The organism is Aquirufa sp. (assembly GCF_044342065.1).
GTDB lineage: Bacteria > Bacteroidota > Bacteroidia > Cytophagales > Spirosomataceae > Aquirufa.
On sequence record NZ_JBIIQN010000007.1, the window covers coordinates 62,848 to 77,669 of the forward strand.

Here is a 14,822-nt window from a genome sequence, read left to right on the forward strand (position 1 = left end):
TGTACCTTTGCACCTTAAATTCCCCGACTTGGGAGAATTTTAATTCATTCAACGCCTACATTTTTATGCAAAGCATTCGTAACATTGCCATCATTGCCCACGTTGACCACGGTAAAACAACACTTGTGGACAAAATTATTCACGCCTCTAAAATCTTCCGTGAGAATCAGGAGTTTGGAGATTTGATCTTAGACAATAACGACCTAGAGCGTGAACGCGGTATTACGATTACGTCCAAAAACGTATCTGTTCGTTACAATGGAGTTAAAATTAACATCATTGACACACCTGGTCACGCCGACTTTGGCGGTGAGGTGGAGCGTGTGCTTCGTATGGCAGATGGTGTAATTTTGTTGGTGGATGCTTTCGAAGGCCCAATGCCTCAAACACGTTTTGTATTGTCAAAAGCAATTGCCTTAGGTTTAAAGCCCATTGTGATTGTCAATAAAGTAGATAAAGAAAATTGCCGTCCTGACGAAGTACACGAAAGTGTATTCGATTTGATGTTTAACTTAGATGCAACAGAAGATCAATTAGACTTTCCATGTATCTACGGTTCATCGAAGCAAGGATGGATGAGTACTGATTGGAAAAAGCCCACGGATAATATTATTCCTTTATTGGATGCGATTATCGAGCACATACCAGCATCTAAAGTTCAAGAAGGTACCCCTCAAATGCAGATTACGTCATTAGACTACTCATCTTTCGTAGGTCGTATCGCGATCGGTCGTTTGGAGCGTGGAACTTTGACAGAAGGTATGCAAATTTCACTTTGCAAATCTAACGGCACAACGAAGAAAATGCGTATCAAAGAACTTCAAGTTTTCGAAGGTCTAGGAAAAGTTAAAGTAGAGAAAGTAGAGTGCGGAGAGATTTGTGCGATAACCGGTATCGAAGATTTCGAAATTGGTGACACCGTTGCTGATGCAGAAAATCCAGAGGCTTTAGCGCGCATCGCGATCGATGAGCCTACGATGAACATGTTGTTCACGATCAATAACTCACCTTTCTTTGGTAAAGAGGGTAAATTAGTAACTTCCCGTCACATCCGTGATCGTCTGTTTAAAGAGACCGAGAAAAACTTAGCCTTGAGAGTTGTTACAACGGAAAGCGAAGATAAATTCTTAGTATTTGGACGTGGAATTCTTCACTTGTCGGTCTTAATCGAGACCATGCGTCGTGAAGGATATGAATTACAAGTAGGTCAGCCACAGGTTATCTTCAAAGAAGGTCCAAATGGCGAGCGTTTAGAGCCAATTGAATCATTGGTTGTAGACGTACCTGCAGAAGTTGCTGGTAAGGTAATCGAATTAGCTACACAAGGAAAAGGTGAATTGTTGATCATGGAACCGAAAGGTGACTTACAACACTTAGAATTTAACATTCCATCTCGTGGTTTGATTGGCTTACGTTCTAAAGTGTTAACGGCGACTTTTGGGGAGGCAATCATGGCCCACCGTTTTATTCAATATGAAGAATTCAAAGGACCGATTCCAGGCCGTATTAATGGTTCATTGATCTCCATGAACACAGGTCCAGCGATTCCTTATGCAATTGATAAATTACAAGATAGAGGGGTGTTTTTCATCGATCCAGGTGAAGAGGTATACACAGGAATGGTTGTAGGCGAGCATAATCGCCAAAACGATATTGAAGTTAATCTTCAAGCATCGAAGCAATTAACAAATATGCGTGCTTCAGGTACGGATTCAAATACCAAAATTGCACCTAAGTTGAATTTCTCATTAGAAGAGTGTATGGAGTTTATTCAGAAAGATGAATACTTAGAAATTACACCAAAATCTTTACGTATGCGTAAGATTTGGCTAGATCCAAACGAGCGTAAGCGTAACGAGAAAAAACCAAGCTAATATTCAAGGCTGCCAAATTAGGCAGCCTTTTTTTATGGGAAATATACAGCCGATCGCTCTGATAAATAATAGACTTTCTCGGGGAGATACGGCTTGATTTTGTTCAATAGATAAGTAGATGGTTTACGAACAAAATACCACGTTGAACTTTGCCAAGTTTGTAAAAACCGAGGGTCCCGTAAATCCAAATCGGCCGCTAAAATCAAATGAGCCGGATGCATATTAATTTGAATACTTGGCCGCTTCAAATAGACAAATTCATTCCCTTTATCGAGCCATGTAAAACTGCCTTCCGGCCATACCTGAGTCAGTGTATCTACGACCTGATTACGAGAAAACCAGCCCGCTACATTGGACTGCAACCAAATAGGCGTTGGCACGCCATACACCTGACCATGCATTCCTTGCCCTCGAATATACACCAATTTCTTCTCGGCAATAGTCAAATATGCATGATCGTTTAATGGTTCAAAAAAGCGATTAATCAATAGCCCTGCCAAAATCAATAGACTAAAGTAAAGCCCATATATTCTCCGAGTAGACCACCAAAACCAGAGCAAAATCAACCCTATGTAATAGCAAACTACTTCGATTTCATTGATTCGAATAAATGAAATAACCGTATGAAATTGATTGGTAGTAGAAAACATAATACCATGCAGTAGTTCAAAACTACGTAAGAGTAATTGCCCAACTCCGGTAATTAATAAGGGGAAATAACTTAACATAGGAGCTAAAATCAAATACAAGAAACCGATACCAAGCGTAATGCTCGAAAACAAAATCAGTATCGGATTAAGTAAAAAGAAATAAATGGGATTGGGGAATTGATGAAAATAATAGATGATCAGGGGCCAGGTCAATATTTGTGCACTAATAGCAACGCAGGTTAATTCCCAAACCTGAGAGACCAACCAGTATTTTGGTTTAAATAACTTTACCAATCTGCCTTGAAACAAAATTAGCCCGAGAACAGCTGCGTAGGATAACTGAAAACCCACTTGGAAAAAATCCATGGGTTGAATAACAAGTAAGACAAAACCAGAAAAAGCCCAACTATTAATTGGATGAGAATTCATTCGAAAAACTTGCGCAAATAACATAACAGAAAACATCCAAACAGATCGCATAACTGGTGCAGAAAAACCTGTCATTGCCGCGTAGGTCCATAATATCACCATAATCAAGCAAAAATAAACCCAAGGTCCCCAACGACGGAAACGCAATAAAAATCCAAATAAAATCCCTAATCCAAGGTAAAGCAATCCCACATGCATTCCAGAAACAGACAAAATATGAATTGCCCCCAAGGCAGCATAGGATTGACGCGTCTCAAAATCAAGGCTATTTCCTATTCCAAGAAACATCGCATCGGCAACATTACGATGAACCCCAACCGGCAATGCTTGATGCAAATAGTATTTTGCTAAATCCCTTAAATACAAATAAAACGAAGCGCCCACCCTCGAATCGCGTAATTGATTTAGATTTTGTTGAGGCAAATAAGTTGAAGCAAATATCCCTTGAGATGCATAATAGTGACTCCAATCGAAAGCCAAAGGCATAAGCGCCGGCCTTATGGGTTTTAAATTTCCATAGCCTTGAAACAATTGGCCCTTAGCCAACATATGTCCACTTAATGGAACATAAATTAAACTGCTAAAATGCACTTGCCGCCATTGGTTATTCATGTGTAAGGCAAGAACATCCGCACGGACAATCCAAGACTTAGGACCTTGGGTTGGGGGCCGACTTACCTCAAAGACAAACGCATCATGCGAAGGAATTGCGGAATTCTGAAAACTAGCTAATTGGATAGTTCGAAGAAAAGAAATCCCCACGATGGCTAGCATCGCCAATCTCCGTTTTTCAAATCCTAAACAAAGTAGAGGGACAAAAAGTAAGAAACAAAGATTCACATGAATCAGTAAACCGATGATCCAAAGAAACAAAATCCGAAGAAAGGGGAAAGGGCTGAAAAATGAAAACACAGTTTAGGCGAATAGGCCTAAATGTAGAATTTTTTTGCATGGATTAGGGCCTCCACACTATCAGGAAGTAGATATTTTATCGATTTGCCCTGTTGTATACATTGACGGATATACGTCGCTGAAATTTGCAATAATGGGGCTTCAATTCGTGTAACCTGAGGATGATGCCATAAATCACTCATTGTCTGCTCTCCACGCGGATAAACATATAGACCAAAATAATCAAGTATCTTATCATAATTCTTCCAACTCTTAAATTGTTCGAGGTTATCTCCACCAAGAATTAATTTAAATGCATAGCTTGGAAACTTCTCTGACAAATGCGTTAAGGTATGAATGGTATAAGAAGGCTTCGTCAAGTGAAATTCAATATCTGAACTTTTAAATTGATAGTTATCAGCAATTGCTCGCTCTACCAAATCCAATCGATCAAATTCATGTAGAAGAGACTTACTGGGTTTGTGAGGATTCTGTGGAGACACAACAAACCAAATTTGATCAACATCCGTTTGATTTAAAACCGCCTGCGCAATAATTAAGTGGCCATGATGTATGGGGTTGAAAGAACCAAAAAATAGGCCAATTTTCATCTTAGCTTGTGAATTTATCAAACAGAATTTGTGCCTCCTTAACGGCAACTTTTAATTGATCATTAACAAGAACCACATCAAACTTATCTTGAAAAGCCCATTCAAATTTCATTTTGAAAATTCGTTTAGAAAGGGACTCTTCAGACTCTGTCCCTCTTGAACGCAGCCGATCTTCCAACAATTCAAGCGTGGGAACTTTTACAAAAACTGCAAGTGCGCGTTCCTTGTAATAATTTTTTAAGGCTAGCCCACCTTTTACATCTACATCAAAAATAACATGCTTACCTGTGGCCCAAATTCGTTCAATCTCAGATTTTAATGTGCCGTAATATGCCCCTGGATAGACTTCTTCCCACTCTACAAATGCATCCTCATTAATTTTTGCACGAAATTCATCGGGAGTCATAAAATAATAATCCTGACCATTTTCCTCAGAACGACCCCTTTTATCTCGTGTGCACGCTGAAATGGAAAAACCTAAATTGGAATTATTGGCCAACAATTGCTTTACGATTGTTGTCTTACCGGAGCCAGATGGCGCAGAAAAAATTATGAGTTTACCTTCCAATAGCTAATTGATTAATTTAGCTAGCAAAATAACGGAATAAGTATGGAAATAAGGATTAAAACGGCAAAAAGTTTTGCCTTAATGCGTGCAAAAAGTTCTTCTGGGCATTTGGTAGAACAGGTAGATTTTATGGCTTTGCGCAAAGATTTCTCAAGCTCATACCCTTCCTGACAAGGTAAACATTGATCTTTCGTAACAAGAAAAGCAGCTTCCTCCTCAGGACTTGCCTCACGATCAATGATTCGTTGAATTAACTTTAAACAGTCGGATTGATGCGTACAGGTCTTTTTCATTTCGTAGATACTTACTTGCGATAATTTTTAAACAAAGGTTACATCAAAAAAAGTTCAATTTGAATGCGTGACACATTGTCAGTGATACCCTTTGGTTTTTGCATAACTCGCTAAATTTTCTTTTAAAATAGCGCGAGCTCGATGCAATCGTGAGCGAACGGTTCCAATAGGAATATTTAAAATTCGAGCCATTTCTTCATAACTGAATTCTTCCAAATCGCATAAGATAATAATCATTCGAAAATCTACAGGCAAGGATTGAATGGCAGCGGTAATTTCATCCCCCAGCATTTCATTAACTGTCTCCGCATGCAAATCGGCATGTGCAGCGGGCTCATGGTCTTCATCCCCTGAAAATGATTGCTCAACCCACTCAAACTCCACCTTTGCGGGGCCTCGAGATTTCTTGCGGTAATCGTTAATGAAATTGTTTTTCAGAATACGAAACAACCAAGCCTTTGCATAAGTACCAGGTTCAAAGGATTCGATGAACCTAAAAGCTTTCATACAGGTATCTTGTACCAAATCTTGGGCATCATCTTCATCATTTGTCAGACGTAATGCAAAATTATACATCGCATTTAAATGCGGCATAAATTCCTTCTCAAATATTGCTTGTGCATTTACTGGAGGCGTCGAAATTACGGGGGTAGGTATTTCCATTTGTTAGGCCATTAAACACATGAATACATGCGCAGAACTAGCCCTGCAAATCAAAGACCACAAATGAATCGATAAATTATCTGCCAAAAAGACTTAAGTTGGCCGATTAAAAAACTCTAGAATTCCGAAGACTGACATTCCCAGAACCGTAGAAGCTAAAGCTTTTAGCAGGCTATAGCCAATTAATGACCAATCGCCAGCTTCCACTAAAAATAGCAATAAGTGATGTGACATCAACATCAAGAATAGGTATGAAAAAAACCAAAGCCATTTCATTTCATGCAAGGATATGCTAGAACGTTCATCGTACCCATTTGCAGGTGTTAAAATTCGAAAAAAAACAGGACGGATCCAAGCCAAAAGAACGCACGCAAAAGCATGCATGCCATGGGTATTATAGAAAGAATCAATAACCCATCCGACTACCATCGCGCCTACCATTAATATGATAGGGCTAGTTTTCATTGGAGCCTTAACTAAAAACCACGTATAAATAAAACAGAAAGCAATATTAGCGAATGCAATATCACGTAAAAACAATACTTGAATCGCCATGGCAAATATGACGGACAAAAACCACTTTACATTAAATGAAACTGCCATCTTATTCTGCTTTCGGTTTTGTGCTCTCTAATTTTGCTTGTTGGCCTGCCAATCGATTCTTAATAACATACACATATTGCAACGTAGTAAACTGCGTGAATAGCATGACTTTAATATCATGAAATGTATCATCTTTTTGAACACCTACTTTTGCTACGATACCGATAGGTATATTGGGTGGGAAAACGGCATTATAATCTGAAGTAACAATTGTATCCCCCTTTACGACTTTTTTATATTTTGAAACGTCCATCATATCAGCCACTTCGCTTTGGTAGCCTGGCCATTTGATATAGCCCAATTCACCGCTTCTTTTTAGTTTAGCTGAAACAGAATTACTCGTATGCAAGATGGAAACGATCAATGAAAGATTATCAGTACTTGACATGACCTTACCTACGATACCCGTTGAAGAAATAACAGCCATACCCGGCTGAATACCATCCAACCTGCCTTTGTCAATCGTTAAATAATTCTGTGACATTTGCGTAGATTGATCAATAACACGGCTTGCAACGGCCTGATAGCGGTTTAGCATGGCTTCGCTGACAAAATAAGGGAGTTTGACTGCCGGTTGTTGCTGGCTTTTTAAGCGCAATATCTCGGAACGCAATTGAGCATTTTCTTCGGCAAGTGTTCCGTTGACTATTCGCAATTGATGATACTTTTTAACTTCTTGCGTCGTTGACAAAATCGATGCAGCCCACTGATTCGTGGTGTTAAAATAAAGCGAATGTTGATATTGGTTGTATTTAAGTACAGCCCAAATATTTATCAATTCCAGTAGCAAAAACAAAAGGATAACCTTTTGACGCGCCAGGAATTGAAACAGTTGAATCATGATTTATCAATAAATGAGGCCTAGGTAATTAATATCGGCTTGTATTTTTCAAGATTTTTCAGGATCTCACCAGTTCCACGAACGACAGCTTTTAATGGATCATCCGCTACGTGAACTTTCAATTGCGTTTTCTTTTCAATACGCTTGTCCAAACCATGTAACATCGCACCACCACCAGCTAAATGAATACCGTTGTGGAAAATGTCACCAGAAAGTTCTGCCGGAGCCCGTTGAAGAGTTTCCATGATGGCAACCTCAATTTTAGTAATTGAACTATCTAGAGCGTATGCAATTTCTGAATAATTAATAAGAATTTCTTTCGGAATTCCTGTCATTTGATCACGACCGCGAATCTCAAAATCAGCCGGAGGATTTTCTAATTCTGGCAAGGCTGCTCCCACCTGAATTTTAATCTGCTCAGCAGAACGCTCACCGATTACCAACTTGTGCTCACGTAACAAATAGTCTTTTATGTCGCGTGTAAATTCATCTCCAGCGACGCGGATTGAGTTTTCTACGACAATACCACTTAACGAGATAATGGCAACCTCGGTTGTACCTCCTCCGATATCAACGACCAATGAACCATTCGGTTGCTCAATGTCGATACCGATACCAATCGCTGCTGCGATAGGCTCGTGCACCATATACACCTCACGAGCACCTGCGTGTTCCGCGGAATCCTTTACCGCACGTTTTTCCACCTCTGTAATGCCAGAAGGGATACAAATAACCATTCGTAAAGCAGGCGAGAAAAATGAGTTCCCACGATCAAGCATCTTGATTAAACCACGAAGCATTAACTCAGCGGCGGTAAAGTCAGCGATAACCCCATCTTTTAACGGGCGAATCGTTTTGATGTTATCATTTGTTTTTTCGTGCATCATCATAGCTTGACGGCCTACGGCTAGCACTTTATTTGTATTACGATCCAAAGCAATAATCGATGGTTCATCAACTACGACTTGATTCTTATGGATGATTAAGGTATTTGCTGTACCTAAATCAATAGCGATGTCCTTGGTAAGGAAATTAAATAGTCCCATGGTTTTTCAAATTGGGGAAATAATAAAGCTATACGTGCTCTAAAAAAACAAATTTACAGATAAAAAATGACCTAATTATTTATTTTATTCCAAATTTCTACTTACCCTAAAAATAATTATAAAAAACTGCGTAGCACAGAAATAAAATCCATCGACACCCTGTCAGCGTGTATTATAGGTATATTACAATTAAAGTTGGTCGATACAATTAAACAATTGGACAAAAATTAATAGAAAATAATTTGGAATTATTATCTGATTTATTAGTTTTGTCCTAATTAATAAGACAAAAATGTGTTTGTCGGTGGATAATCAGAAATAAAATGGAAGATTACAACAAGATCATTGAGTCCCTAGGGGTAAAATTCATAAAGGCACGAAACATAAGAATATTACAACCTATTCGTATTAAGAATTATTACGATGTGGAAAATTCACTCTTGATTTTGTACAAAGGTGAAGTTTCGTTTGGTGAGGAAGATACGCCGGTAGAAGAAGGTGACATGCTATTTATTCCTGGTGGGAAAATGGTGAGTGTTACTTACGGAAATGCTGAAAAACCGAAAGCAGTCAACAATGAGGAGTTCATGACGCATCGCGAATTGTATTTCGACTTAAACATGGATTCACAAAATATAGGATCGCATGAAAACTCCTTTGGAATGGTTGCGTTTGAAGCGAAGGTTTTTGACTCTGTCAACTTCTTTACTTCATTGGACATCCCTCCATTTTTAATCAAAAAAGATGAAAAATTAGCCCAAACAATTAAAGAGATTTTATTGGAAGATATGTCCGATGAAATTGGAAAAGGGCGTATCATCAAAATTAAAACGGAAGAAATCGTTATCGAAGTAATTCGTTACATCATCCAAAACCGTTTGTTTGTCGAGCAATTGGCAACCAATAGTACCTACTTTAAAGATCCACGCTTAATTGACATCTTTGCTTACATCAAAGACCATATCGGAGGAGATTTATCGAATAAGGTTTTAGCTAATGTGGCTAATGTGTCGGAAGACTACGTAGGTCAATATTTTAAGATGTTGACAGGAATAAACCCGCAAGACTACATTGAATATCAGCGCATGGAAGCTGCAGTAGGTTTGTTACGTACTACTAAAAAATCAATTCGTGCGATTGGTTCCGAGGTAGGATACAAAGACACCGCTTATTTCTGCCGTCGATTTAAAATGATGTTTGGTATTCCAGCAGGCAAAATGAGACGCCGCGAATCGTTAATGAATATTTAAACAACAATGTTTATTATTTATAAAAAAGGCCCAGCGTATACTGGGCCTTTTCTGTTACTAGTAAACTATAGCAAGTATTTCAATTTCACTAACTCGCGTTCTGTTAAATAACGCCAACTACCACGTGGCAGGTCTTTTTTCGTTAAACCAGCAAAAGTGGTACGATCAAGTTTCGTTACTTCATAGCCTAAATGCTCAAATATTCGACGAACGATGCGGTTTTTACCCGAGTGAATTTTCACCCCAATCACGTAGCCATCAGGCGTTACCTTAGCCAAATCGTCTACTTTGATTTCGCCGTCTTCCAACTGTAAACCGGCTTTGATTTTCTCAAAATCCTCGTCAGTCAGAGGTTTATCCAATTCAGCCTGGTAAATCTTTTCAACCTCATTGGAAGGGTGTGTTAACTTATCTGCTAACTCCCCATCATTTGTCAATAAGAGCAGGCCTGTAGTATTACGATCCAAACGGCCGACTGGGTAGATGCGAGCATCGCCCGCATTCTTAACTAGTTCCATAACGGTTTTACGGTCGTTCGGGTCTTCTGTTGTTGTTAAGAAATCCTTAGGTTTGTTTAATAAGACATAGGCAGGCTTCTCACGATTCAAACGGCGGTTGCCGTATTTAACAACATCTGTAGGGCCAACTTGGTAGCCCATTTCAGTAACCACTTTGTTGTTTACCTTAATTTCACCGGCTTCAATCAACTTATCAGCATCACGCCTAGAGCAAATTCCGGCATTGGCGATAAATCGATTTAATCGAACTTCATCCCCTCGACGTTCCGTCTGCGCAATCTTCTTTTGGATTTTAGCAGGGGCATTTTCTTTATATCGATCTAATTTATATTGTGGACTAAATGCCGGGGCCTGATCATGCCGATTACGACTCTTAAATGTATCGCGCTTTGAAAACTTTGCAGGACGTCCACGATCATCTTCACGTGGTGTGAACATGCGTTCATCGCGTACCTCAAAATTTCGAGGAGCTTCATCACGTGCTGGGCGGGGTGCAAAATCGCCACCTGACCTTCTAAATGACGCACGAGAGGTAGCTCCTTCTTGTCTAGGCGTATACGGACGATCACTTGATCGCTCACGGTTGTAAGGACGACGCTCATCCCCTTCACGAGGTGCACGCGGCGTATACGGACGATCACTTGATCCCTCCCGGTTATATGGACGACGCTCATCCCCTTCACGAGGTGCACGCGGCGTATGTGGACGATCACTCGATCCCTCCCGGTTATATGGACGACGATCACCCCCTTCACGAGGTGCACGCGGCGTATACGGACGATCACTCGATCCCTCCCGGTTGTAAGGACGACGCTCACCCCCTTCACGAGGTGCACGCGGCGTATACGGACGATCACTCGATCCCTCCCGGTTGTAAGGACGACGATCATCCCCTTCGCGAGGTGCACGCGGTGCATAAGGACGATCATTTGACCCCTCACGGTTGTAAGGACGACGATCACCCCCTTCAAATGGTTTTCGGTCTCCCGAAGGCGCTCTGTTAGGCCCCGAAGAACGATCACTAAAATTTCTTGCTGTTGAACGACCTCCTGCTTGGCTACGAGGAGCGTCTGACCGACGATTGTCGTCTTTCTGAATTCTTTTTCTCATAAAGTATGCAACATCACTGCTGGATTTGACAAGGATTTATTTCTTTGCCTTATTGATAATTTATGCAAATGTACATCAAAAAAACGAGCATAGCTTATTACATTTGAAAGATCTTTAAAGGCCATGCAAGCAAAATCCATTCATAACTTTCGTTTTTTCGCTTTTTTAACCATTCTAATTACGGTTATTGGCTGTAATTCTGAGCGACAAATAAGCAATAAAGCCTTAAAGTACTTTGATCGAGGGGAGTATGAATTGGTCATTCAAACGTTAAAACCACAGGTCGAAAAAAACCTTTCTGGCGATAAGAGCGCCTATTGGGTTGCAGAATCTTATCGGCTTTCTAATAGAATTGGTCTTGCCTTACCTTATTATCAAAAAGCTGTTTTGCAAGGAAGCGAAGATCCTTTAATTCAATACCACTTAGCTATGTCGGCGAAAGCATTGGGGGATTACACATTGTGCAAAACAAGTTTAGGCAAATTTTTACAAACCAAACCTAATCGCTTTAATCAAATTAAGGCAGAAATAGAACTTGAGAATTTAGACAAAATTCCAGCCTTACTTCAAAAACAAAGCCCCGTGTCCCTATTTCCATTAATGGGAAATACGTCTAAAACTGAATTTGGAGCCCAAAAAATAGGCAATGAATTACTCTTTACTAGCTCAAGTAAGCCGCTCGTATACAAAAATAATGGACTCCCATTTTTGGGTCTTTACAGCGCACCGCTTTTAAAGGAAAATGAAATTAGCACGCCACATTTGTTCAGCACGCAGCTCTATAAAGAGAATGCCAATGACGGAACTCCTGCTTTTTCTCACGATGGTAATACAATCGTATTTGCCCGTGGAAATACGGGTAAAAGTAAAGACCCTTCCCCAGATGTCGATTTATATATCTCGAAAAAAAATGGAAGTAGTTGGTCTGAGCCTGAAAGAATGGCTATTTCAGATTCAATTGCATGGGATGGAAGTCCCTGTTTTTCCACGGATGACCGTACCTTGTATTTCAGCTCAAATCGTCGAGGAGGAAAGGGGGGCTTAGATTTGTATCGCGTGGCCATCGATAATTCGGGACGATTTGGCCGACCAATCAATTTAGGCTCAATCATCAATTCGCCTGGCGATGAAATCTTTCCATATGTGAGTGATAATGGAAAACTCTATTTTTCATCGGATGGTCATCCCAGCATTGGAGGCTTGGATTTATATGTAGCAAGTAGAAATGAGAATGAAATCAGTATTGAACATTTAGGAGTCCCTTTGAATTCTATCGGGGATGATTTTGCGATCAATTTATCCGATCCCCTTTCAGGGTATATTAGTTCCAACCGACCAGGCGGCAAGGGAGATGATGATATTTATTATTTCAAATCTAGTGGATCCGAAGATCATTGGTGGTCTTCCGACACTACTTCGAGTCAATCGAATGAAAAAATTAAACAAGTAAACTACGCTTTAGCGGTTCAAATTGTACACCCTGACGGGAAAGCGCTTTCAGGCGCACGCGTTAGCGTTCGAAGAAATAATGAAACTAGTGAGGTGATGACCAGCAATCCTTCGGGGAAAATTGAAATGATTACGTTAAATCCTGGCGATGAAATCAATTTTAAAAGCGACAAAGACGGTTATATATCCGCTCGCTCCAGCTTCTCCATGGAAGGTAGAGAAATCCCACAAGTATTGCTAAAGAAAGAAATTACTGATACCACATTTTATATCAAAATCGTCATGGACGAGCCAGAAATTGGCAAAGAGATTAGTCAGTTCTATCAGTTGAATTCCATTTATTATGATTTAGATAAATCGGACATCCGCCCAGATGCGTCCATTGAATTAGATAAAATTGTTAATTTCTTACAGGATAATCCTCAAGTTAATTTAGAACTTGGGGCACATACTGATGCCCGGGCAACGGCATCTTACAATCAAAAGCTCTCGCAAAGACGCGCTGAATCTGCCGTGAAATACATACTTCAACGAGGAATTTTAAAAGATCGCATAGTACCGAAAGGCTATGGGGAAAGTCAGCTAATTAATGAATGTTCTGATGGCGTAGATTGCCCTGAAGATATGCACCAGCAGAACCGTCGAACTGAATTCAAAATTATACAAATAAAACAAGAGTAATATGTCGGCATATTTATTGAAAAACGGTCAATTCGTCAACGAAGGAAACATTACAATAGCCGATCTTCGAATAAAAAATGGCCGAATTGAAAAAATTGCACGGGATATTAGCCCCAATAACCATGAACAAATCATCGACTTAACGGGCAAACACGTTTTCCCGGGCATGATTGATGATCAGGTACATTTTCGCGAGCCAGGTTTAACGCATAAAGCAACTATAGCGAGCGAGGCACGTGCTGCTGTTGCTGGAGGTGTTACCTCTTTTATGGAAATGCCCAATACGATACCCAATGCCTTAACTCAAGCATTATTAGCGGACAAGTACCACATCGCGCAGGAGAACTCCTTAGCAAACTACTCTTTTTTTATGGGCGCTGCCAATGATAATCTAGAGGAAGTTTTAAAAACGAATAAACAAAATGTATGTGGAATAAAAATCTTCATGGGTTCCAGTACGGGGAACATGCTGGTAGATAATTCTAAAACTCTAGAGTCCTTGTTTAGTTCCAGTGAACTTTTAATTGCAACACATTGTGAAGATGAAGCGACAGTTAGGGCCCGATTGGAATTATTTAGAGAAAAGTACCCATCAGAAGATGCCCCCGCTTTTATTCACCCATTAATACGTAATGAGGAGGCTTGTTACTTGTCGTCTTCAATGGCTGTCGAATTAGCAAAAAAATCAAATACGCGCTTACATATTTTACATATTAGTACGGAAGAAGAGCTCAACTTATTTGAAACGGGCAAAGCGGTAAAAGACAAGCGCATTACTGCGGAGGCCTGTGTTCACCACCTTTGGTTTGAGGCATCGAATTACGAAACCTTGGGTAATCAAATCAAATGCAATCCAGCGATAAAGGATGGAAGGCATAGGGCGGCGATTCGTCAGGCACTGCAAACGGGAGCGATTGATGTTATTGCAACAGATCATGCACCACATACGTGGGATGAAAAACAGCAAGGATATTGGAAATCTCCATCGGGTTTACCTTTGGTGCAACACCCACTACTGATGTTGGTTGATATGAGTCTGGAAGGTGTATTGAGCCTAGCACAAATCGCAGAAAAAACGGCACATAATGTAGCTGATTGTTTTCAAATCCAAGAGCGTGGCTATCTTCGAGAAGGGTATTGGGCTGATTTGGCAATTGTGGATTTAAATCAAGGTACTCAGGTCACAAAATCTTCCTTGCAGTATCAATGTGCGTGGTCTCCGTTGGAAGGACATACATTCTCATCGAGCATTTCGCATACATTTGTCTCAGGACATTTAGCTTTTGCCAATGGTGAATTTAATCAATCAAAAAAAGGTGAGCGATTGTTATTCAATCGGTAGGAA

13 protein-coding genes are annotated in these 14,822 nt (G+C 40.1%); 4 read left to right on the top strand and 9 right to left on the bottom strand.

What is annotated here, in order from left to right:
* Window positions 1-65 precede the first annotated feature (65 nt).
* Complete coding sequence (typA, locus tag ACIQZ2_RS04415; protein WP_395767631.1) at window positions 66-1,874, top strand: translational GTPase TypA; 1,809 nt, start codon at window positions 66-68, stop codon at window positions 1,872-1,874.
* A gap of 32 nt (window positions 1,875-1,906) precedes the next feature.
* Here the strand turns inward: typA and ACIQZ2_RS04420 are convergent, their stop codons facing one another.
* The 8 genes from ACIQZ2_RS04420 to ACIQZ2_RS04455 form a co-directional block, all read right to left on the bottom strand.
* Window positions 1,907-3,865: a ComEC/Rec2 family competence protein gene (locus ACIQZ2_RS04420; RefSeq protein WP_395767632.1), complete on the bottom strand. Its 1,959-nt coding sequence runs from the start codon at window positions 3,863-3,865 to the stop codon at window positions 1,907-1,909.
* Window positions 3,866-3,882: 17 nt separating this feature from the next.
* The gene (gene nadD, locus ACIQZ2_RS04425; RefSeq protein ID WP_395767633.1) at window positions 3,883-4,455 is read right to left on the bottom strand and encodes a nicotinate (nicotinamide) nucleotide adenylyltransferase; all 573 of its coding nucleotides are present in this window, start codon (window positions 4,453-4,455) and stop codon (window positions 3,883-3,885) included.
* A 1-nt stretch (window position 4,456) separates the two neighbouring features.
* The gene (gene gmk / locus ACIQZ2_RS04430; protein WP_395767634.1) at window positions 4,457-5,023 is read right to left on the bottom strand and encodes a guanylate kinase; all 567 of its coding nucleotides are present in this window, start codon (window positions 5,021-5,023) and stop codon (window positions 4,457-4,459) included.
* Window positions 5,024-5,043: 20 nt separating this feature from the next.
* A complete protein-coding gene (locus ACIQZ2_RS04435; RefSeq protein ID WP_395767635.1) occupies window positions 5,044-5,316 on the bottom strand; it encodes a hypothetical protein in 273 nt (90 codons plus the stop codon).
* 78 nt (window positions 5,317-5,394) lie between these two features.
* The gene (locus ACIQZ2_RS04440) at window positions 5,395-5,979 is read right to left on the bottom strand and encodes a sigma-70 family RNA polymerase sigma factor (RefSeq protein WP_395767636.1); all 585 of its coding nucleotides are present in this window, start codon (window positions 5,977-5,979) and stop codon (window positions 5,395-5,397) included.
* 93 nt (window positions 5,980-6,072) lie between these two features.
* Complete coding sequence (locus tag ACIQZ2_RS04445; protein ID WP_395767637.1) at window positions 6,073-6,582, bottom strand: hypothetical protein; 510 nt, start codon at window positions 6,580-6,582, stop codon at window positions 6,073-6,075.
* A gap of 1 nt (window position 6,583) precedes the next feature.
* On the bottom strand, window positions 6,584-7,423 hold the full coding sequence (gene mreC, locus ACIQZ2_RS04450) for a rod shape-determining protein MreC (protein ID WP_395767638.1): 840 nt from the start codon (window positions 7,421-7,423) through the stop codon (window positions 6,584-6,586).
* A gap of 20 nt (window positions 7,424-7,443) precedes the next feature.
* Window positions 7,444-8,469 carry a rod shape-determining protein gene (locus ACIQZ2_RS04455; RefSeq protein WP_395767639.1) on the bottom strand — a complete coding sequence of 342 codons (1,026 nt, stop codon included), beginning with the start codon at window positions 8,467-8,469 and terminating at the stop codon, window positions 7,444-7,446.
* 323 nt (window positions 8,470-8,792) lie between these two features.
* Between ACIQZ2_RS04455 and ACIQZ2_RS04460 the strand changes: the two genes are divergently transcribed.
* Complete coding sequence (locus ACIQZ2_RS04460; protein ID WP_395767640.1) at window positions 8,793-9,719, top strand: helix-turn-helix domain-containing protein; 927 nt, start codon at window positions 8,793-8,795, stop codon at window positions 9,717-9,719.
* A gap of 65 nt (window positions 9,720-9,784) precedes the next feature.
* Here the strand turns inward: ACIQZ2_RS04460 and ACIQZ2_RS04465 are convergent, their stop codons facing one another.
* Entirely contained in the window at window positions 9,785-11,347 is a 1,563-nt protein-coding gene (locus tag ACIQZ2_RS04465; RefSeq protein ID WP_395767641.1) for a pseudouridine synthase, read from the bottom strand.
* Window positions 11,348-11,470: 123 nt separating this feature from the next.
* Between ACIQZ2_RS04465 and ACIQZ2_RS04470 the strand changes: the two genes are divergently transcribed.
* The gene (locus ACIQZ2_RS04470; protein ID WP_395767642.1) at window positions 11,471-13,477 is read left to right on the top strand and encodes an OmpA family protein; all 2,007 of its coding nucleotides are present in this window, start codon (window positions 11,471-11,473) and stop codon (window positions 13,475-13,477) included.
* A 1-nt stretch (window position 13,478) separates the two neighbouring features.
* Window positions 13,479-14,819, top strand: a complete 1,341-nt coding sequence (locus tag ACIQZ2_RS04475) for a dihydroorotase (RefSeq protein WP_395767643.1) — start codon at window positions 13,479-13,481, stop codon at window positions 14,817-14,819.
* The last annotated feature ends 3 nt before the right edge of the window (window positions 14,820-14,822 follow it).

Excerpts from the sequence above, each read along its gene's own strand:
- ACIQZ2_RS04435 (WP_395767635.1), bottom strand. The coding sequence starts at position 5,316 with ATGAAAAAGACCTGTACGCATCAATCCGACTGTTTAAAGTTAATTCAA.
- ACIQZ2_RS04440 (WP_395767636.1), bottom strand. The coding sequence starts at position 5,979 with ATGGAAATACCTACCCCCGTAATTTCGACGCCTCCAGTAAATGCACAA.
- ACIQZ2_RS04470 (WP_395767642.1), top strand. The coding sequence starts at position 11,471 with ATGCAAGCAAAATCCATTCATAACTTTCGTTTTTTCGCTTTTTTAACC.
- nadD (WP_395767633.1), bottom strand. The coding sequence starts at position 4,455 with ATGAAAATTGGCCTATTTTTTGGTTCTTTCAACCCCATACATCATGGC.
- ACIQZ2_RS04455 (WP_395767639.1), bottom strand. The coding sequence starts at position 8,469 with ATGGGACTATTTAATTTCCTTACCAAGGACATCGCTATTGATTTAGGT.
- mreC (WP_395767638.1), bottom strand. The coding sequence starts at position 7,423 with ATGATTCAACTGTTTCAATTCCTGGCGCGTCAAAAGGTTATCCTTTTG.
- ACIQZ2_RS04465 (WP_395767641.1), bottom strand. The coding sequence starts at position 11,347 with ATGAGAAAAAGAATTCAGAAAGACGACAATCGTCGGTCAGACGCTCCT.
- ACIQZ2_RS04475 (WP_395767643.1), top strand. The coding sequence starts at position 13,479 with ATGTCGGCATATTTATTGAAAAACGGTCAATTCGTCAACGAAGGAAAC.
- typA (WP_395767631.1), top strand. The coding sequence starts at position 66 with ATGCAAAGCATTCGTAACATTGCCATCATTGCCCACGTTGACCACGGT.
- ACIQZ2_RS04445 (WP_395767637.1), bottom strand. The coding sequence starts at position 6,582 with ATGGCAGTTTCATTTAATGTAAAGTGGTTTTTGTCCGTCATATTTGCC.
- ACIQZ2_RS04460 (WP_395767640.1), top strand. The coding sequence starts at position 8,793 with ATGGAAGATTACAACAAGATCATTGAGTCCCTAGGGGTAAAATTCATA.